Genomic DNA, 20,176 nt, shown 5'->3' on the forward strand with positions numbered 1-20,176 from the left:
GGAAAGCCGATGCAGGTCGATTTCTACCAGTTGAGCCGCGATCCCGTGGAGCAGGTGTTGCCCGCCATTGCGGGCCGCATCCTCGACATGGGGGAGCGGCTGTTGGTGGTGGCGCAGGAGCCGGAGCGGCTGGAGCGGATCTCGGCCGGGTTGTGGGCCGGGCCGCCTGAGAGCTTCCTGGCGCATGGCCGGGCGGGTGAGGGGGCCGATTCGGTGCAGCCGATACTGTTGGCGCAGGATTGTCTCGCCGCCAATGGCGCACGGCATGTCGCACTGGCGGACGGCCTTTGGCGCGAGGAAGCGCTGGATTTCGATCGGGCTTTCTATTTCTTCGATGCGCAAACCATCGATGGCGCGCGAGCAAGCTGGCGCGAATTGTCGAAGCGGGAAGGGATCACGCCCCGTTTCTGGCGGCAGGATGGCCGCAAATGGGTTCAGGGACCGTAAATCAGGGCTTCTGCCGAGCCCCCCTTGCGATAGGCAACGGCCCGGTCTAAAGGGCGCGCCAACTTATCCCAAACAATTCGGAGCTTTTGAGCCTCATGGCTGTGACCCGCACCTTTTCGATCATCAAGCCTGATGCGACCCGCCGCAACCTGACGGGCGCCGTGACCGCGAAGCTGGAGGAAGCGGGCCTGCGCGTCGTCGCTTCCAAGCGCATCCGCATGAGCCGCGAGCAGGCCGAAGGCTTTTATGCCATCCACAAGGAACGCCCCTTCTTCGCCGACCTGGTCGCCTTCATGATCTCCGGCCCGGTGGTCGTGCAGGTGCTGGAAGGCGAAGACGCCGTGAAGCGCAACCGCGACATCATGGGCGCCACCAACCCGGCCAATGCCGATGCAGGCACGATCCGCAAGGAATATGCCGAATCGATCGAGGCCAATTCGGTCCATGGTTCGGACAGCGATGAAAATGCCGCGATCGAGATCGCCTATTTCTTCAAGCCGGAAGAAATCGTCGGCTGATCCCAGCTGCGACATTTCGCAGTAGAAAGGCCCGGCGCTCCCCAGAGGAGTGGCCGGGCTTTCCGTTCGTCTGCCTGAAGGAGCGCTCCTTCCCCCTTCCGCCTGTGGGAGGAGGGAAATGTCCGGGATGGGCCGCTTCGCGCCTCTCAGGCCGTTTGCGGCGGCGCCTCGAAGCGGTCGATCACCCATTCCTCCGCCTGGGCGCCGCCGATCCATTCCTGCATCCAAGGGTGGTTGATGATGGCGCGCATATAAGCCTCGGCAAAGCGGGCGACGGGGAGTTGATAGGTGATGAAACGCGTCACGACGGGCGCGAACATCACATCGACCGCGCTGAATTTCCCAAACAGAAATTCCCCGTCGCCGCCATAGCGGGCGCGGGCCTGCGCCCAGAGCTGCATGATGCGGGAAATGTCCTGTGCCACAGGCTCCGACGGCGGAACGGGCGGATAGATCTGCCGGATGTTCATGCTGTGCTCGCGGCGCAGGGCGGCGAAGCTGGAATGCATTTCCGCCGCCATGGAGCGCGCCATGGCGCGCGCGGCCGTGTCGGCAGGCCAGAATCTGTCGCCGCCCGACTTCTCGTTCAGATATTCGACGATCGCCAGACTGTCCCAGACGACGATATCGTCACCGTCCCAGAGGATCGGCACCTTGCCGGAGGATGGGGCGAATTCATCGCCCTCGCGCCGCTTTTCCCACTCCTCGTCATAGAGTGGGACCACGACTTCCTCGAACGGCAGGCCCGAAAGCTTGCACGCCAGCCAGCCGCGAAGCGACCAGCTCGAATAGGCCTTGTTGCCAATGAACAGCTTCATCATGGACCCGTCTTTAGACGGGGGAGGGACGGGAAGTCGAGAGCGTCGCGCGGAGAACCGCCCGAACAGCAATTGTTTTGGTGACGATATATTTCCAATCCATAAGGGGGCTGGCTGCGGCGGATTTTGCCTTCTAAATGTCTACCGATTAACTCACGTAACGAACCCGGGGCAGAATATGGATTGGTTGCACACGGTCGCGGGCCTGTTTGTCGGCCTGATGGTCGGCATGACGGGCGTAGGCGGCGGATCATTGATGGCGCCGATCCTGATCCTGCTGTTCGGCGTCGCGCCGACCACGGCGGTGGGCACGGACCTGTGGTTTGCCTCCATCACCAAGGCGGTCGGCGGCGCAGTCCATCATCATCAGGGCGGTGCCGATGGCGGCCCCGATTATGAGGTGGTGAAGCGGCTGATGATCGGCAGCCTGCCCGCTTCGCTGATCGTCCTGGCGATTCTGTCGCAAATGCATCTGGGGCAGATCAAGGCGGGCGTGATCACGACGGCGCTGGGCGTGGTGCTGATGGGCACGGCGGTCGCCACGTTGCTGCGCGGACGGTTTCACAAATGGGCGCTGGCGCGGCGGGTCGGCACGGCCGATCGGTTCACCCGGTGGCAGCCCGCGCTGACGGTGGCGGCGGGTGCGCTTCTGGGCGCGATGGTGACGCTGACCTCGGTAGGGGCAGGCGCGATCGGCGCGACGCTGCTGTTGGCGCTTTATCCCCTGCGGATGCGGATGCAGCGACTGGTGGCGACCGATATCGTCCATGCCGTGCCGCTGACGCTGGTCGCGGGGTTGGGGCATCTGTGGATCGGAAATGTCAATCCGGTGCTGCTCGTCAACCTGCTGGCGGGATCGCTGCCGGGCATCGTGATCGGATCGCTGCTGGCGACGCGCACGTCGGATCGCGTGCTTCAGCCCTTGCTGGCGGCGGTGCTGGTGATCGTGGGATGGCGCCTGATCGCCTGATCGCCTGACCGGCGCGCACGGCGGACAGGATTTTGGAGCCGAGCCGGAATCGAATTGGTAACAAATTTATGTGATTTTTCAATGATATATTGACTTCCAGTCGAAAAATAGGCCCCCAAAAAGGCCACGGTTCGGTCAGGCTGCAATCAGGAATCACATTGGTTTCCCAATACTTATACCACTAGGGCAGGCCGAAGGGAATGTCCCGCACATGGGGTTGGCTGGGCGGACCAAACAAGGTGACCGCCCCTGTGCGGGGCGGCCCTGCTCATCGGCTGACTATGCCGCCTCTTGCTCTTCATCGGGATTCGCCAGTTGATGCAGATAGGCCACGGTGCGCTCGGCATGGGCTGCGGCCTGCACAATGGCGCGCGAATCGTTTTGCAGCACCTTGATCCAACTCGCTATATAGCTGGCATGATCCGGGCGAGGCTCGACGGCCAAGCCAAGATCGGCGGCCAGGAACGCCGCGCCTAATTCCGCTACAAGCTCCTCGCGTGCATACCCTTCGTCGCCCCATTTCTCGCGGCCAAAGCTGCGATCAAGGCGGCTCTTGTGCCGAGTCCAGTGGCAAGTTTCATGACCTCGGGTGGTGTAATAGCCGTGGGCATCGTGGAAAGCGGTGAAGGGCGGAAGCTGGATGCGATCGGCTGACGGCATATAATATGCCTTGTCGCCGCCGTGGTTCACGGTCGCCGGGATTCTGGCAAAGAACGTCTCGGCGGCTTCGATTCGCTCTACCTCCGTTGCGGGTTCCGGCACGATATGGAATTGCTCGGGCAGTCCGTCGATCTGCGCCACGTTGAACACGGTATAGCTTTTCAGGAAACGGAACGCCCGTTCCCTTTCCTCGCCGCTCGCCTCGTCATATTTGGTCCTGCTGCCGTCGCCGTAATAGACCACGGTTGCGCCGCACTCGCCCTTGCGCACCTGCGCGCCCAAGGCTTGCGCCTGCTTGTAGGTCATCCATGACGGGCTGACGAAACCGGATGCCTGGGCCTTGATCCACAATAATAGAACATTGATTCCGCGATAGGGTTGGCCGTTGGCGCGCAGCGGTCTGGTCTGCCCCGATTCGGCCATGTCGCCCCCGCTCCACGGTTTGAGCCACGGGCGGGTGCCTTGTTCCAGCTCGGCCAATATGCGGTCGGTGATGCGGCTGTGGGAGTCTTGCTTGGCTGTGTGCTTGGTCATGGTCTTTACTCCCTTCCAATCCGCGCAGCGGGTCATGCCGCGCATGACCCCTGCCGACCCGGCGAGGGGCGGAGAGAGAGGGGGGGCAAGGTCCGGTGCCGGGGGTGGTGCGGGCGCAGCAAAGCGAGCCACGGCCTCAAAGCGGCACCTTGCAGGGAGAGAGAGGCAGAGCCTCTTTCTCCCTCCAGAAATGTGAAAGGTCGCGCCGCTGGCGGCGCTCAATCGCCAGCCTAGGAAGCCATTCTACAATCGATGCACAGAAGTCGTCCTGCGGCACCGCGCCAAAGCACGCATCATATGATATTCGACGCCACCGTAGCCGATGCCGACCTGCTCGGAGATCTCCGCATAGGTCATGCATTTCAGCCGGTGCATCAGGAAGATGCGGCGGGTTTTGCGTGGCATGGCCAGCAGGGTTCGTCGATAGACCCTCCGGACGTCTCCCTCCTCGATTCTCCAGGTCTGCTCGGGAGGCGCCGGTGCATCCCGCCCCTCGTCGATGGGACAGGTGACGATGTGTGCCGACGCCCTTCGACGCGCACGGCTGATAAGAAGGTTGCGCGCGCATCGGGTGAGATAGGCCGGTGGATTTTCGATATGTTCGACAATGCCCCCAGCGAACAGCTTCATGAAAACCTCCTGCGCGAGGTCGGGAGCATCTTCGCAACCCACGCGCTTTCGGAAGAAACGCAGGACTCGCGTATATTCTGACCGGTAAAGTGCCTCGAAGGCTGCCGTAGAACGGGAGGAGGTCATCGCCTTGCCTCCCGACGTTCGCGCTCGTTCAACGGTGCGTCGCGTGAGGCGCGGTAGAGCGTGATGCCGGCTTCGATGCGGTCGAGGATGAAGGTGTCGCGTTCGATCCTGGCGATGCGGATGTCGGCCCTGGAGTAGATGTCGAAATCGACAGCGCACCGGTTGCCCAGTTCGCTGTCGATGACATCGCGCACCCGCTGCCAGCAGCGCTCATCCTTGAAGGCGGGATGGTTGACGACGATCCAGAATTCATAGTCCGAGAACTGGATCGTATGCCGATCCTCGTACCATGATCGGCGCGCATAGGGACCGATCAGGATGATCCGCCTGATGATCCCCGGCTGGGGTGCCTGGACCTTTTCGGGTTCAAAGCAGGCGCGAATGATACGCGCGATGCGTTCGATCTCATTCTGTTTGCGCCAGACCAGATGGCTGACGCGCGCCATTACGACTTCGCGCGCGTAAACGTCGGTACGGGATGTCATTTGCAGCTCGCACACTAGCGGTCCGCGCATTCGGGCGCGGATGGTGCAAGCGGTGTTCGCTGCGTGCCGGCACTATGGCTTGCAGCAACTGCCCGACCGGAGGGGCCGGACCTACATGATGCCTGGCAGGGTTATCCCCGGGATGGCCGCCAGTCCTTCCATCCCGTGCCGTCGAATATGCCAGACAGGAGGAGTTCGGACAAGGTGTCTGACAGGATCGCTATTTCCCGGCGGCGGCTTCCAGTTCGGCGATCCGTTCCGAGCAGACCTGATGGACGACGCGGCTCAGGTTCTCGACGCGTTCGCCGAGCCATGCCAGTTCTTCGGCGCTGATCCGGTAGTGTCTGGAATAGCGGGCCTTGGTGTAGGCCTCCTTCAGCTTCTGGAACATGGCGCGTTCGCGGCGCGTGGTTTCTGGCCAGATGCCATAGAGGCGGCGGTCCAGCCCTTCGGCAAGCGACCGCAGGAAGGCGATGTTGTGGTTGTAGGGCGCGTAGAATGTCAGCGTCAGCAGTAAGCACGAGTAGAGGCGTTCTGTCGTCTGGTGCAGATCAAACGCCGCATCCTTCAGCAACCCTTCCTCAGATGCATACTTCGCTAATTTGTGACGCGACATGGCGCTTGCCATGCCGTCTTCAAAATATTCGGTCGCCGCTGTTAGCGCCTGCTCCGGCGTCTTGGGCTTGGGTTCATGCAACTCCCGGTCGTCGGCTTCGTAAAGCGCGATCCCATCCTTGGCGACTTCCATGAAGAAGACGCGGCCATGGGCGAGGCCGTCATTCACCTCGTGCAGCGAATGGACAATGAAATTGACCGGTGTGCGCAGCGTCTTCTCGATCGTGTAGGCCCGGATCAGCCGCTCCTCGGCCTTGGCCCAGTAAGCCGCCCGCTCGGTCAGTTCCTTCTGGCTGACGATGATGAGGACATCGTAGTCGGATTTGTACTGGTTCGCCGACAGCGGCGCATCCACCCAGTCACCCCGCGCGTGGCTGCCAAACAGCACGATCTTCAGGATGCGCGCGCCCTTCCGGGGGCCGGTGGCATTCTCTATGGCGCCGCGAAACTCTTCGAAAATGACCTCGACGATGCGCTCAAGCTCGCGCTGCTTTGCCGCAGGAAGGTGATCGATATCGGTGCGCATTGCCGGGATTCTTTCGGCATCCGCCGTTGTTTGGCAAGCGCAATCGCAGCAAGGCTATGACATAATGATCAAGCCGTTCGAAACCCATTGTCCATTCATCGGGAAGGTGGAGAAGGAACGACTGGGGCTGGGACAAACCAGTCGTTCTCGGCAGAACCCGGAAGCGTCTGTTTTCGGGGGAACCAGTCATTCGGCAGGACGGAAAACCTTTTTTATGAGGTTGTTGTGCAGCTTCGCAATCCGCCAGTGATTTCCGGGCAGTTGTGGAAGCGAATGACCGTGGAGCGCCACCGGCGGCAGGATCGCCAAGCAATTCCGCCGCGATCTGGCGACATTCATGTGATTTCCAGCATTTTGAAATTGGATATTGGAAGGTAATTGGCATTTATATTCCAAAGCGATGTCACACTGAGCGCATGTAACGCTCAATCATTTGGACACCTATTTATTATTGCAATTTAGATCATCCCCTTTTGTCATTCCAGCTTTGTCTTTGGGGGATTGGTGGAGCGAAACGGCCTGTTCGGCCAGTTGACGCCATGCGCCTCCATCCCGCCGGTGAAACTTTTCCCATCGGGTCCGCGAACCGTTTGCCGGAAGGACGGGCTACCCACGATGACCGGCTTGAACTTCTTGAGGAAGGTGATCACCTCGTCCCGGATTTCGGCGGGAGCCTGGAACTTCTGGACGGCCTCATCGAACTTCTCGAACAGGATGTCCCAGTGCCGCTCGGTGATGCCCATGCCCCGGTGGACCGTCACGAGATCCCTGCCGCGATACATCATCGGCCCGCCGAAATGTTCACATAGCCAGTCCACGAAATTCTGGTGCTCGAGCAGTATCCGATCCTGCGACATATGCTCCCAGATGTGACCGATTTCGTCGTCGTCCATCAACCTCGACAGGACATCCTCGGCAAAAACATAGATGGCCTCATATCCGCCCAGGCGTTCATACAGGCTTGGCTTGTCAGTCATATTCCATGCTCCACGAATGCGGGTGTACCTGGGCCTGCCTCCGTAGGGACGAGCCTCTCGCCGCGATGAAGGAACCAGGACGGATGGAGGGTAGTGCACCGCTCGGAAGAACCGACAGAACCAGGCCTTGAGAATTCCATGAGGCCAGAGCGCGCCAATGGGCGGCGGCGAAAAATGGAGCGTGCCGGGAACGGCCAGGAAAGGCCGCTTTCAAGGCTGTCCTACAGCCCGCCCTGTCAAGTCAAAGGGTCCAGATGGTGCTGGCTCCATCCTTTTTTCAATTGCTGGTTCTGGCGACAGCCCAGTCCCTACCGGACCATACGCTCGCAACTTGGGAAGGCGAAAGCCTTTGAAAGGTTCAAGATGCAGCAGCGTGAATGTTCAGGGTCTTTCGTGTGAACCTCTATCTCGCTGCATAATGGCGCCGCTGAATTTCCGTTTCAAATGTGCACAAGGGCTACCAGATGGATCAGCAAATTACTTCAAGCGGATCGGACCAGGAACTGGACGATCTCGTCGTTCATGTCAGGTCGGTCTTCGACAGCTTCGATGAGAACACCACCATAGATGAAATGAGGGCGGGCTGGGAAAGCCTGTTCGAGGGGACGGTGCCGGTCGTCGGCGCCAGCGCGCGCAGGATCGAGACCGAGGACTTCAAGGGTGAATGGATCGTTGCTCCTGGCGCCGACGAGGACCGCGCCGTGATCTACCTCCATGGCGGGGGATATGTGATCGGATCGGTCCAGTCCTATCGCGACATGTGCGAGCGCCTTTCCCGCGCATCGAGGGCGGCCGTGCTCGCGGTGGACTACCGACTCGCGCCCGAACATCCCTTCCCGGCGGCCGTGGACGATGCGGTCAGCGCCTATCGCTGGGTTCTGGCCCAGGGCATCAAGCCCGGACGGGTGGCGGTCGCGGGCGATTCCGCCGGCGGCGCGCTGACCTTCGCCGTGATGTTCACCGCCAGGGCGGAAGGCCTTCCTCTCCCCGCCTGCGGCGTGCCGATCTCGCCGTGGGTCGATCTGGAGCATACGGGCCAGACCATGATTACCATGGATGCCGTCGAACCCATGTGCCACAAGACGGTGCTTGAGGGCTGCGCCCAGCTCTATTTGCCGGACGGGGATCTCCGTAATCCCCTGGCCTCTTCGGTGCATGGCGATTTTTCGGGCCTGCCGCCGCTCTTCGTTACGGTGGGCGGACATGAAACCCTGCTGGACGACGCCTATCGGACGGTCACGCTGGCCGAGGCGGCCGATGTCCCGGTCACATTGAAGGTCTATGACCGTCAGATCCACGTGTTCCAGATCTTCGCCAGCAGGATGGCTGCGGCGGAACAGGCGATCGGAGATATCGGCGACTTCATCATCGAGCACACAAGCTAACAGCGCACCGATCACAGGATCGAAAAGAGGATAATCCGGTGCCCGGCGAGGCAACCGGAGCGGGGAGAGTGCGTCCTGGCGGCCCAGTTGAACTCAAGGGGGTCAAAATGAAAGCATATTTGAATCAACAGAGCCTGCCCGGCAGGATGTTGGCCAGCGCCAGCCTGCTGCCGGCCACCGTCATTCTGCTGCTGGGGCCAGTCGCGGCCCATGCCACCTCACCGGCCGGCGTCGAGGCGGCCGAAACGACCGAGGTCGGCGAAATCACGGTCACTGCCCGGCGCACGTCGGAGAAACTGTCGCGCGTTCCAGTGTCGGTCGCGGCCTTCGGAGGCGAGGAACTGGCCAAGCGGACGGTTGCGAGCGAGCAGGACCTGACCCAGCTCGTGCCGGGCCTTACGGTCAAGCAGGCGCAGACCGGCAACCAACTCAACATCAGTCTGCGAGGCCAGACGCTGGATGCCTTTTCCGGCACGCAGCCGGGCGTGCTGCCTTATCTGAACGAGATACCCTTTGCGAGCCAGACCGCCTCTTCCTTCTACGATCTCGCCAGCATCCAGGCTTTGAGGGGCCCGCAGGGCACTTTGTTCGGCCGCAACGCAACCGGTGGCGCGGTCCTCTACCAGATGGCCCAGCCCAAGGATGAATTTGGCGGCTATGTCGACGTCCGCGTCGGAAATTACGACCTGCGGCAGATCCAGGCGGCGGTCGACCTGCCCATCGTCCCCGGCAAGATCGTTCTGCGTCTGGCGGGAGATACCACGGCGCAGAACGGCTATATCAGGAACATCATGGCTGGCGGTCGCCTGGGCGACGTCAACAACAAGTCCGGCCGGGCGACCCTCGTTATCACGCCCACCGATGCTCTCAAGAACGTGACCGTCGTCCAATATGGCGTGTATCGCGGGACGGAACTGCAGGGCGGCCTCACCTCCATCTACGGGGTCGGGCAGATGAACAACGGCTATGCGCTGACCGATTCCCTTGCGGCCCTCTATGGCCCCGGCTCGTCGGGCGAAGCCATCGCGGAGCGTTTGTGGCCGGGCGGCATTTACGGATATCTCGAGTGGCAGAAGAACAATCCCTATAAGATCGCCCTGCCATACCAGCTTCCCCATTATGCCCGTTCGCTTTACACCGCGAACACGACCAGCTTCGAGGTTGCACCCGGCATCACCTTGAAGAACATCTTCGGTTATCTCGATACATTTTCGAGAACACCCTATGTGTTCGCCGGATCGCCGTTTGGCCTCCTTAACGAATATATCGGATCGCCGCCAGGCGGTGTGACGTTCGACCAAAAGCAGTGGTCGGAAGAGTTTAACGCCAGCGGTAAGGCGATGGACGAGCACCTTCAATATATTGTCGGCGTCTTCTTCTCGGGACGCAAGGAAACCCAATATGTCCCCTTTACGCTGGGGGCTGATTTCCCGACTCCGATCTCCGAATTCTGTTATTGTTTCACCAGCAAATCGACGACGAAAGCGGTCTACGGGCAAGTGACTTACGACCTTTCCTCGCTCGTGCCGGGATTGGGAGTGACCGCCGGCGGGCGATGGACCTGGGAAAATACGAGCTTGGCTTCCAACGAGGGCAATCTCTACGCGTTCTCGCGCCTTAAGCAGTCTGAAGATGCGCCCAGCTGGACCTTGGGGCTACAATATCAGGTCACGCCCGAAAATCTATTCTATGTCGCCTACCGGGGAAGCTGGCGCGCGGGCAACTTCAATGGCTACACCACGCCGGAACTCAGTCCCTTCAGCAAGGAAAAGACTTGGGATATCGAGGCAGGATATAAATTTGCCGGCACGCTGCTCGGGCGCCGGGCGCGTCTGAGCCTGGCGGTTTACAGGCAGACGTCCACCAATGTGCAAAGGTCGGTTTATCTGCTGGTGAACAATACGCCCGCGTCGTTCACCGCAAATGTGCCCGAAGCCGTGGCGAAGGGTATCGAGATCGACGGTGAGGTTAGCCTGCTGCCTTGGCTGCAATTGGGCGGCTCTTTCGCGCACACCGACGCCCAATATACCAAGCCGCTGGTCAATCTGAGCGGAAGCACGCTGCCCTTTTCGACTTTCGCGGACACACCAAGGTTCAACGGCTCGCTCTATGCGGAAGCCACGCTGCCTACGCCGTCGGAATGGGGGCCGGTAACGCTGCGCGCCGAAGGCTATGGCCAGACGGGCCAATATTTCAGCAGCTTGGGAGGTTCGATCAACCCTGACGACCATACGCCCGGATATGCGGTACTCAACATGCGGCTCGATTGGCGAGACATATTCGGCAGCGGATCGTCGCTCGGCTTCTTCGCGAAGAATGTGACCGACCGCTTTTATTATCAATCAGGATATCCGCTGGGTGTTGTAATCGGATTGAACAATCGGACGGCGGGATCGCCGCGGACCGTCGGCGTGGAGTGGCGCCATCGCTTTTGAACACCGCCCACTATGCAAACGGAGGCGTCGGCGTGCATGCATGCCGGCGCCTTCGATCATTTCCTTCATCGACTGATCTGGTAGGAATGGCCTTGCTCGACAATGGATGACATGCGGCGACAGGCGCCAGACAGGAACAGCCGACCGGAATGGGCAACAGGCGAGCGAGGTAATTGATGCATCCGATGATCCGTATCGATCGGAACAGCGAACGATCGCTACAAACGCAGATCTACGACGAAATTCGCGACGCCATCGTACGGGGGACGCTAAAGCCAGGCGAACAGTTGCCGGTTTCCCGGATTCTGGCGGAACAACTGGTCATTTCGAGAAACACCGTGATGTTCGCCTATGACCGCCTCATCGCGGAAGGCTATATCGTGCCCCGGCCGCGCGCCGGTATGTTCGTAAACGACAAGATACCCGAAACCGGCATCCTTTCCCAAAATCCTTTTGCTATCCCCTTCAACCCGGGCGACAGGATCCGTCTGGGCAAGAATCCCTCCTTCTCGGCCAGAGCGCCGGTGCTCTGGAAGGAAAGCAGTCGCCGGCCGCAGTTCGACTTTTCCGTGGGCCGACCGCATCCCAGGAGCTTCCCCTCGAAATTCTGGCAACGTTCCATCGTGCGCCATCTGACGGGCGTACGCGCGCCGCAGGCGGAATATGGCGATCCGACGGGGCTGCTCCAATTGAGGGAAGCCATCGCCCGGCACCTCAAGATGACGCGGGGCATGGAGGTCCATCCCAGCCAGATCCTGATCACCGCGGGCATTCAGGGCGCGCTGAACGTGCTCAGCAGGATGTTCTTCACCGGCCATGTCAGCCCCAGCGTCGCGATCGAGAACCCCGGCTATCAGGGCGCGGTGCATCTGTTCAACAGCTATGGCGCCAGCATCTTTCCGGTGGACGTCGATGAAGACGGGCTTATCGTTTCGAGGCTCAGCGACTTCCGGGGCAGTCTGGTCTATGTGACGCCCGCCCATCAGTTCCCGACCGGCTATACGATGGCGCTGGACCGACGGCTCAACCTGCTGGACTGGGCGTACCGGACGGGTAGCTTCATCATCGAAGACGATTATGACAGCGATTTCCGGTATGACGGCCCCAATCCCACCTCGCTGGCCGGCCTCGATAAACGAGGGCATGTCATCTATCTGGGAACCTTCTCCAAATCCATCGGTCCGGGGCTGCGGCTGGGTTATGCGGTGCTTCCGGGCTATCTGATGGACCAGGCGCGCATCATCAAGGTTCTGCTCGACCATGGCACGCCCTGGCTGGACCAGATCGTCGTGGCGGATTTCCTGAACGAGGGCGCATTCCTGCGCCACGTCCGGCGCATGCGGCAATTTTACCGGCAGCTTCGCGATACGGCCATAGAGGAGATCGAAACGCGGTTTCCGGGAAGCATTCTGTCCGGCCGGGAGAGCGGAATGCATATGATGTGGCAGCTTCCAGAGAATTTTCCGAGCGCGCAGGAGATCGAGCAGATTGCGCTCGGCTGCGGCGTCGGTATCCACCAGTTCTCGAACTCCGCCGCCCATGAATATGGGCTGGGCGGCCGCTTTCGGGGAAGATCGCTGGTGCTTGGCTATGCCGGGTTGAACGAAGAGGATATCAGGCAGGCTATGGCCAGATTGGCGCCGGCGATCCAGTCCTATATGGAACGCAAAACATCCTGAGGGACGGAGCCGTCCTGGTCCGGCCCGGCTGCACCTGATCCACCGGCATGGCGTTCGCGCAGTTCATCGGTGCGCTGCAGGTCGATCGCCAGATCGCCGTCATGCACTGATCCCGTCAGGACGACGCCATAAACGTCGTGAGCGCGCCCGGCATCCTCATAGCCTTCCAGAACATCATGCAGAACGCGCGCCGGATCGCGTTCCAGGGGATTGCCATAGCCGCCGCCCGAGGCATGGCTCCCGATGACATATTCGCCCGGTTGAAGCCGGATGCTCACGATATTGGGCAATTCGTCCCTCTCACCCCCCTCCTTCACGCGGAAATGCCGCGCCCGCAGGCCATTTTGCCCGCCCCTGACGCCGTTCGCGGGATAATAGGTTCCATCGCAGGGCCAATGCGCCTCGAACGATATTTCACGCGGCCCATAGGCAACCTCAATCGCGGGTGCCCCGCGAAAGCGGCCTGCTCCGCCCGTTCCCGGCAGGATGCGCAGCGACCGGAACGCTATCGGATATTTCAGTTCATCGACCTCCACCGCGTCGCGAAGGGGCAGGCCGGCGACCACGGGCAGCGTGTAGGTCGGCCAGCCGTCGGCGGTCGCGCAGCCCGGACCGCCGGCGCCAGCCGTGAACATCTGGTTGACATAGGGGCGTCCTTTCGCCCGCGGATCCGTGCCAGATACCACCGCAAGACCCGCCCCTTGCCCGACGCCGCCCTCGGCCAGGCCCCATCCGTCACCGATCCCCGCAAAGGCCGACTGGACGATGTTGACAAGGCGGTCCGCGACATTGGTCGTCGCGACTGAACAGCTATGCGGGAACGCCGGCTTGCCGGCAACGGAGCCTTCCCGCAACAGCACCGTGATGCGCCGGAACGCGCCGGAATTGCGCGGCACCGTCGAATCGATGGAGTTGAACACGCCCGTCAGGACGGCGGAGGTGGCGGTGGCCTCGCTCGCGTTGAAACCGCAGTTCACATTGTCGATATTATCCGTGAGATCGAGAGTGATCCGTGCTGCCTCGGGATCGATATCGATGCCGACCGTGAGCGGGATGCCCTTGGGCAGGAGCGTGCCGAAGGGATCGTGGGTGCCCGAATTGCGCAGTATCGCCGCCGGCAGGCCGCGTATGACCTGTTCCATGCGCCGCTCCGAATAATCGAGCCACGCACGCGAAAAGGCCTTGATCGTCGTCAGGCCGTATCGCGCGCACAGTTCCTTGAGACGGCGTTCGCCGCTGCGCGCGCTGCTGATGGCGGCAAGAAAATCGCCATACCATTGATCCGGCACGCGAATGCGGGCCCGGCACATGCGAACGATATCTTCCTGCGTGCGATAATTCCGCTGCACGCGGACCGCCGGAAAGATGAGCGCGCCTTCTTCATAGATATCGGCCGCGCCCGCCATATAGTTGGTAGGCTCGGCATTACCGATATCCGCCTGATGGGCCTTGGCGACGGCAGTGAAGAGATGCTCGCCTTCAAAGAACACCGGCACCAGAAAGCTGTGATCGGCGGCGTGGGTGTTGCCGTTATAGGGATCGTTGTGGAGATAGCAGTCACCTTCCGCGATGTCGCCCGCGTGGAACTCGGTCATCGTCCGGGTCTGGAGATGGCTGCCGAACAGATGGATGGGAAGGCCGTCGGAGGCCATGAGCAGTTGATCGTCGGCGGTGCAGATCGAACAGCTAAAGTCGCGCGCGCTGTTGATCACCGTCGACCGCGTCGCCCGCATCAGCGTCTGCGTCATTTCCCGGATGATGGATTCTATCCGGTTGGCGATGATGGCCGTCAGGCAAGGGTCGAATTCCGTCATGGCGCTATCACCCCACAGGACTGAGGAGGAAATTGCCGGCTTCACTCACCGTCACCGACATATCCGGTGGAACGAGGATGGTCATGGCCGGCTCTTCGACGATGGCCGGTCCACGTAGCACGAGTCCGGGCACGAGATCCCCCGTCCCGTAGACGATGGCGGCGACCGCCTTCGAACCGAAATGACAGGAACGGGAGAGAGGGGACGCCGGATCTCGCCGCGGTTCAACGGCCGTTGGCGGATTGATCCCGTTTCCCAGCGGCACCACCAGCCGGGCCTTCCAGTTCACGACCTCGACGGCGCTTCCCTCATCCTGCATGGCGAAGGCGCGTTGATGGGCCGCATGAAAGGACGCCACCAGCGCGGCGATACTGGATTCGTCATCAAGGGGGACGTGCGGCAGCGACGTCTCCAATTCCCAGATCTGTCCGGCATAGCGTGCCTCGACCATATATTCGATGCTCGCCTCGCTCAGATCATAGCCGGTCAAGCCGGCGGCAAAGACGCTGAGCCGATGATGCAGATCGGCGAGCAGATTATTGGCCGCCCGCAGGTCGAAACTGTCGGTGCGCATCAGCAGGCTGGCGGCTTCTTCCACGACGATGTCGGCATATTGCATCCCTGCGGCCGACAGAACGGATGCGGCCCGTGGCATTATGACCCTCGAACATCCCAGTTCCTCGGCGATGTCCATGATATGCAGGCCGATGGCGCCGCCGCCCACGATCGTGCTCTCGCGCGGGTCCATGCCCTGCGATATCGCTACATCATGGATCGCGCAGGCCATCTGGTTGCTCGCCAGCATCATGATGTTGCGCGCCGCGTCATGAACCTCGACGCCCAGACGCGTCGCCAGCGTCCCGATGGCACGGTGCGCGGCATCAAGGTCAAGGGCCATCTTGCCGCCGAGAAAATCGTCCGCCGGCACATAACCCAGCATCGCAGCGGCGTCGAAAACGGTGGGGGCATCTCCACCATGGCCGTAACAGGCCGGCCCTGGGTCCGATCCCGCCGATTGCGGCCCGATGCGGAGAAGGCCGCCATCGTCGACCCAGGCGATCGCGCCCGTACCGGCCCCGACAGACCGCACATCGACCGCGGAGATGCCGAGCAGATCGCCGGTATGCGGCGGACCGACCCAGACATCCCGGCTGACCGTTATCCGCCCTCCCTTCACCAACCCGACGTCCAGCGACGTACCGCCAAGGTCGCAGACGATAATGTCGCTGCCCATACCCTCCATCTGCGAAAAGATGCGCCCGGCGATCGGTGCCATCGCGGGGCCGGATCGCACCGTGTAGATTGGCTTCTCGATCGCCGCCTGCGCGGGCAGGCAACCGCCCGCCGCAGAGTTCACGAGGAACTGGCCGGCGAATCCGACGGCGCGCAATTCCTCCTCCAATCCCACCAGATGACGGCGCATGAGCGGCTTCAGTGACGCGTCCAGGGCCGTCGCCGAGGCGCGGCGATATTCCCGGACGATGGGCAGGAGTTGATGGGACAATGTGAAGGGCAGGTCAGGCGCGAGTTCCTTCAATATCTCCGCGAAACGCAACTCATGGGACGGGTCGGCCACCGACCAGAGAAGGCATATGGCGACCGCCTCATACTCCCGGTCGCGCAACGTTCGGGCGAGCGCGCGCGCGCCGAAGCCATCGAAGGGGTAAAGCTCATCGCCTTCGGCCGATATCCTCCCGCCGATCTCGAAGGTATGGCGTCGCGGGATGAAGGGATCGGGAAAATCCTGCGAAAAATCAAACGGGCCGCTCTTGCCGCCCTCCCTCAACAGCAGGATATCGGGAAAGCCTTCCGTGGTCACGAACGCCGTTTTAGCGACCGACCGGCTGACGATGGCGTCATGGGCATAAGACGTGCCGTAGATGAAATAGTCGCAGTTTCGCAGCAGTTCCGTTTTCGGGATTCCGATCTGCGCGCCCACTTCATCAAGAGCCGCGCAGACGGCTGCAAAGGGGTTCGCGTCGTTTGTGATCGTTTTCCCGATCCGTGCTTTCCCCCCGAAATTGCTGATGATGACATCCGTAAAGCGGCTTCCTGCATCGACGGAAATCTTGAACGTCACCAGTCACCCCCGTGCTTTCCTCGGCGCATCCCGGCGTCGGCGAACCGAAGAACCGGCCATGGATAGAGCCGATGAAGAACAACGTTCGCCCTGCGCCTGGCCGCGATCCCGGTCGTTACAGCCATAGCTCGACATGGAGGGCGGATAACCGCCCTGCGGCATTTTGTAGGGGCTGGGAGATTTGCGGACAAGTATGCCCTGCACCTGGTTCCAAGGAATTTGCACATATTGGTCCTAGCGGGCGATCCGAGCCAGAAGGATCATTGGCATCTCATTTACGCATTCTGGATGACAGCCGATGGCCACGATCAACATTCCCGCATCGCTCGTTTCCCCAACAGTCTATCACGGGACGCAGGATATTCCTGCGGACCAGTGGGAGGCGTTTTCGTGGCATGAACCGAAAGTCGGCGACTGCACGCACGGCGAGGCGGCAATTCTTCGTCCGGAAGGCACTTCGGGTTCGCTGATGGCAGGCTTGTGGCGCACCTATCCCACTGCCCCTGGAGCGGGCGAGGGTGGATCTCAGCGCTTCCTCTACACGTCTCCCTCAGGTGACGAGGTCGAATGCGTGATCGAGGGCCACGCCACGCTCACCGTGATAGCGACGGGCGAGAAGCATCGTGTGTCGCCGGGCTCCATAATCAGCAGCCCGAAAGGCCTTGAGGTCTTGTGGGAAGTCGAAGGTCCCTATTTCAAGAAATTCTGGTGCGTATTCGATGGAACCCATGCCAAGGATAATCCGCCCGCTGACCTGCTGGTGACACATATCAACGCCGACCATTCCGATTGGCGGGAATTCAAGCTTGTTGGTCCAGACGAGCAGGAGCGCTCCTACGGACAGATTCTGGTGCTTCGCGATCGTGGCTCCACCGGTAACCTGATGTGCGGCTTGTGGCGAGGCGGCGTCGGCATTCCCGGTAGCGAGGCCTTCCCCGTAGGAAACATGGCCATGCCTTATAATGCCCCCTTGGGCGATGAGACGATGCTACTAATCGACGGTGCGGTCGATATCGTAAGCGACACCGGTGATCGCCACAGCTTTCAGCCTGGCGACATCGTCGGGCTGTCTGCCGGACAGCCGATAAGCTACACGTCACGCGGACTGTTCAACAAGAAGTTCTGGATTGCCACAGGAGATGGATAAAGGCGCATGGGAAACAGGCTTTTCGCCGCCACGCCGCGCGCCGTGTGTTTTCCGGCGACTGGCATCCCCCAAGCTGGCGGCTTTAATGCATTAGCAGCCGTTCGCGAAATTACCCTTGAACGGCGCATGTTGGTCGGGGAGTGACCGCTGCGGAGCCAGCCAGCGGACTGGCAAATGCCGCCGCGGCAGCGGTCATCCGCGGTGTCCGCTAAGCCCGTTGGAACCGATCATTTATTCAGGGCTCATTGCATGTTCAAAATGATAACGCCTGACCAAGGGCGATCCGGGCCGGTCACGATTTTCCAGAAAGTTCGCCTCTGAGTGTCCAAAAACAGTTGGATTGCGAAATTTTCTCCGCTCCCTCGAACAGTGCCAATGCGCATACAATGCAAGCAAAGATTGAGGCGCTGCAGGTTGAGAAAAGACATCTATCATCCTATGAAAGATCAGGGTTTGTCGTTTTGGGATGAAGGCAGTGCCAAAAGTAAAAATTGATGCAATCGTCGAGAAGCAGCGCTCCGAGATGCGAAAGGCGCTGGGCGTGGTGCTTCGTAAACACTTTCCAGATGCAGATTATAGCTTGAGTGCGGTGGAGCGGGATTTTGAACGTGCGGTTGGCCGAAAAATTGGAGGATGGATCACTGTCCCTGCTTCATGTGTCCAAACTGACTGATCCGTGTCCGCCGACATTCCTGACGTTCGAGGGCTGTTTGTCGGTTCCGGAAAGCTGCCGTTTATTCCTCTTAGGGGGAATGACCGCTTCCAGACGGCGCGCCGAACGAGTCGAACGTCGGGTCAAGCTGACACCAGGAGCAGGGCGCGAACTTCCTCCGGTCAGACCTGGCCCAGGTCACGCAGCAGGTCGGTGAACCATGGCACCGACACGTCGAACGCCTTCCCGCCCGCGATCCGCTCGAACTCGATCGCCCGAAGCTCGCCACCCCGCCCCTCGTCCTGGCCGACCACCCCGGACTCACCCCGCAGCGCCGCGTCCACCGCGTATGTCGTGCACTCCCGGATCAGCGCGAGGTCGGCATCGTTCGCGGCGGCGGAGCGCGAGAAGTAGCCGCTTTTCTGAACCAGCACCTTTTCGGCGCCGAGTTTCGCGGCGAACTGCTTGGCGAACCACTGGCCCGGGTTGATCTTGTCGAGCTGGACATGGCCGAACGGGTCGCGCGGCACGTCCTCGCCCGCCTCCTCCATCGCGGCGACGATCTCCCTGACGCCTGCTCCTTCGGAGATGAAGAGGTTTACGCCATCGTGCTCGTCCATGATCGGCCGCAGCCGCTTTGCCTCCTCGGCGATGTCGATCGGCCGCTCCGGCACGAAGACGGCGTGGGCGTCCCAACGGTCGGCGGCGTTCTCCAGCCACTCGGCGAACCGCGCGCCTTGGACCCACTGGTGGTGCGCAAGCGCGGTGGCCGCGGTGAGCCACCCACAGTTGCGGCCCATCACCTCGTGGACGACGAGCATTCGTGGGTTCGACGAGTGCTCGGCGATAACGTTGCGGGCGTACAGGGCGCCCTGCTCGGCGGCGGTCCACGCGCCGAGCGACTGCCGGATCGGCACAATGTCGTTGTCGATGGTTTTGGGAAGCCCGACCACTGTGAGTTGGTAGCCGTTGCTGCGCAGATATGTCGCGAGATCGGCGGCAGTGCTGTTGGTGTCGTCGCCGCCGATCGTGTGCAGGACGTCGACACCGTCGCGGCTTAGTTGCTCGGCAGCCACGCGCAGCGGGTCTTGTCCGGGCTGCACGAGGCCTCGCTTGACGCAGTCATCGACATTGGTGAGCTTGACCCGGCTGTTGCCAAGCGGGCTGCCCCCGAATGCATGCAGCCGTCCAGCGGCCGCCCGTACCTCGTCGATCACCTCTACGGAATCGCCGGTGAGCAGGCCGGCATACCCGTTGCGGTAAGCGATGATCCGCACGTCTGGTGCGACCTCTGTATACCGCTCGATGAGGCCGCCGACGGCGGAGGCAAGGCAGGGAGCGAGGCCGCCTGCGGTGAGCATGGCAATGGTGGTGACGGGCATTCGCGCATTCTGCCAACTCGTCACAATCGCTTCCAGCACAATCTCAGCTGACCCACTTGCGCGCTCAGCCAAAGGCAGGACCCGCCAACATAGCCGCCGTTCAGCATTATCAACCGGCTCACCAATAGCTGCCATCTGTTCAGGTGCAGGCTGTGACAGAAATTGGGTCGGGACTTCGCAATCAGGGAGGGGGGCTCGATGCAACGGGTCATCCAGCCATCGGCGCTTTCGATAACAAGCTGCTCTGCATTATGCATCCTGCGCGGCGTTGGTCCGCTGGCAGGTCGGGACTGTCA

At 61.3% G+C, this 20,176-nt stretch carries 17 protein-coding genes; 8 read left to right on the plus strand and 9 right to left on the minus strand.

Going from position 1 to position 20,176, the window contains the following annotated elements; genetic code table 11:
* Window positions 1-9 precede the first annotated feature (9 nt).
* Entirely contained in the window at window positions 10-447 is a 438-nt protein-coding gene (locus MJ601_RS10700) for a DNA polymerase III subunit chi (RefSeq protein WP_242126149.1), read from the plus strand.
* Window positions 448-542: 95 nt separating this feature from the next.
* Window positions 543-965: a nucleoside-diphosphate kinase gene (gene ndk, locus MJ601_RS10705; RefSeq protein WP_242126152.1), complete on the plus strand. Its 423-nt coding sequence runs from the start codon at window positions 543-545 to the stop codon at window positions 963-965.
* Window positions 966-1,111: 146 nt separating this feature from the next.
* Here the strand turns inward: ndk and MJ601_RS10710 are convergent, their stop codons facing one another.
* Complete coding sequence (locus tag MJ601_RS10710) at window positions 1,112-1,786, minus strand: glutathione S-transferase family protein (protein WP_242126153.1); 675 nt, start codon at window positions 1,784-1,786, stop codon at window positions 1,112-1,114.
* Between the two features lie 175 nt (window positions 1,787-1,961).
* Between MJ601_RS10710 and MJ601_RS10715 the strand changes: the two genes are divergently transcribed.
* The gene (locus MJ601_RS10715) at window positions 1,962-2,753 is read left to right on the plus strand and encodes a sulfite exporter TauE/SafE family protein (RefSeq protein WP_242126155.1); all 792 of its coding nucleotides are present in this window, start codon (window positions 1,962-1,964) and stop codon (window positions 2,751-2,753) included.
* A gap of 279 nt (window positions 2,754-3,032) precedes the next feature.
* Here MJ601_RS10715 and MJ601_RS10720 read toward each other — a convergent pair whose 3' ends face one another.
* The 5 genes from MJ601_RS10720 to MJ601_RS10740 all read right to left on the minus strand — a co-directional run bounded on the left by MJ601_RS10720 (window position 3,033) and on the right by MJ601_RS10740 (window position 7,306).
* Window positions 3,033-3,992 carry an ArdC family protein gene (locus tag MJ601_RS10720; protein WP_242126157.1) on the minus strand — a complete coding sequence of 320 codons (960 nt, stop codon included), beginning with the start codon at window positions 3,990-3,992 and terminating at the stop codon, window positions 3,033-3,035.
* 198 nt (window positions 3,993-4,190) lie between these two features.
* A complete protein-coding gene (locus tag MJ601_RS10725) occupies window positions 4,191-4,703 on the minus strand; it encodes an RNA polymerase sigma factor (RefSeq protein ID WP_242126159.1) in 513 nt (170 codons plus the stop codon).
* Entirely contained in the window at window positions 4,700-5,188 is a 489-nt protein-coding gene (locus MJ601_RS10730; protein ID WP_242126161.1) for a hypothetical protein, read from the minus strand. Before MJ601_RS10730 ends, MJ601_RS10725 begins: the two co-directional genes overlap by 4 nt.
* 220 nt (window positions 5,189-5,408) lie before the next feature.
* The gene (locus MJ601_RS10735; protein WP_242126163.1) at window positions 5,409-6,329 is read right to left on the minus strand and encodes a nucleotidyltransferase and HEPN domain-containing protein; all 921 of its coding nucleotides are present in this window, start codon (window positions 6,327-6,329) and stop codon (window positions 5,409-5,411) included.
* A gap of 476 nt (window positions 6,330-6,805) precedes the next feature.
* Window positions 6,806-7,306, minus strand: a complete 501-nt coding sequence (locus MJ601_RS10740; protein ID WP_242126165.1) for a group I truncated hemoglobin — start codon at window positions 7,304-7,306, stop codon at window positions 6,806-6,808.
* Window positions 7,307-7,770: 464 nt separating this feature from the next.
* Here MJ601_RS10740 and MJ601_RS10745 point away from each other — a divergent pair, with 464 nt between their 5' ends.
* From MJ601_RS10745 to pdxR, 3 genes are all read left to right on the plus strand, one after another.
* Window positions 7,771-8,691: an alpha/beta hydrolase gene (locus tag MJ601_RS10745; RefSeq protein ID WP_242126167.1), complete on the plus strand. Its 921-nt coding sequence runs from the start codon at window positions 7,771-7,773 to the stop codon at window positions 8,689-8,691.
* 107 nt (window positions 8,692-8,798) lie between these two features.
* A complete protein-coding gene (locus MJ601_RS10750) occupies window positions 8,799-11,126 on the plus strand; it encodes a TonB-dependent receptor (protein WP_242126169.1) in 2,328 nt (775 codons plus the stop codon).
* 185 nt (window positions 11,127-11,311) lie between these two features.
* A complete protein-coding gene (gene pdxR, locus MJ601_RS10755; RefSeq protein ID WP_242126171.1) occupies window positions 11,312-12,805 on the plus strand; it encodes a MocR-like pyridoxine biosynthesis transcription factor PdxR in 1,494 nt (497 codons plus the stop codon).
* Here pdxR and MJ601_RS10760 read toward each other — a convergent pair.
* Both MJ601_RS10760 and MJ601_RS10765 read right to left on the minus strand, forming a co-directional pair.
* Window positions 12,781-14,619, minus strand: a complete 1,839-nt coding sequence (locus MJ601_RS10760; RefSeq protein ID WP_242126174.1) for a hydantoinase B/oxoprolinase family protein — start codon at window positions 14,617-14,619, stop codon at window positions 12,781-12,783. The two genes, pdxR and MJ601_RS10760, sit on opposite strands and share 25 nt — an antisense overlap.
* A gap of 7 nt (window positions 14,620-14,626) precedes the next feature.
* Window positions 14,627-16,699: a hydantoinase/oxoprolinase family protein gene (locus tag MJ601_RS10765; protein WP_242126176.1), complete on the minus strand. Its 2,073-nt coding sequence runs from the start codon at window positions 16,697-16,699 to the stop codon at window positions 14,627-14,629.
* A 298-nt stretch (window positions 16,700-16,997) separates the two neighbouring features.
* Here MJ601_RS10765 and MJ601_RS10770 point away from each other — a divergent pair, with 298 nt between their 5' ends.
* Together MJ601_RS10770 and MJ601_RS10775 are read left to right on the plus strand one after the other, a co-directional pair.
* Window positions 16,998-17,846: a cupin domain-containing protein gene (locus MJ601_RS10770; protein WP_242126178.1), complete on the plus strand. Its 849-nt coding sequence runs from the start codon at window positions 16,998-17,000 to the stop codon at window positions 17,844-17,846.
* 466 nt (window positions 17,847-18,312) lie between these two features.
* A complete protein-coding gene (locus tag MJ601_RS10775; RefSeq protein ID WP_242126180.1) occupies window positions 18,313-18,519 on the plus strand; it encodes a hypothetical protein in 207 nt (68 codons plus the stop codon).
* A gap of 161 nt (window positions 18,520-18,680) precedes the next feature.
* Here MJ601_RS10775 and MJ601_RS10780 read toward each other — a convergent pair whose 3' ends face one another.
* Window positions 18,681-19,880: a pyrophosphate--fructose-6-phosphate 1-phosphotransferase gene (locus tag MJ601_RS10780; RefSeq protein ID WP_242126182.1), complete on the minus strand. Its 1,200-nt coding sequence runs from the start codon at window positions 19,878-19,880 to the stop codon at window positions 18,681-18,683.
* Between the last annotated feature and the right edge of the window lie 296 nt (window positions 19,881-20,176).

The sequence above is a fragment of the Sphingobium trunci genome, from assembly GCF_022664535.1.
Taxonomy (GTDB): Bacteria; Pseudomonadota; Alphaproteobacteria; order Sphingomonadales; family Sphingomonadaceae; genus Sphingobium.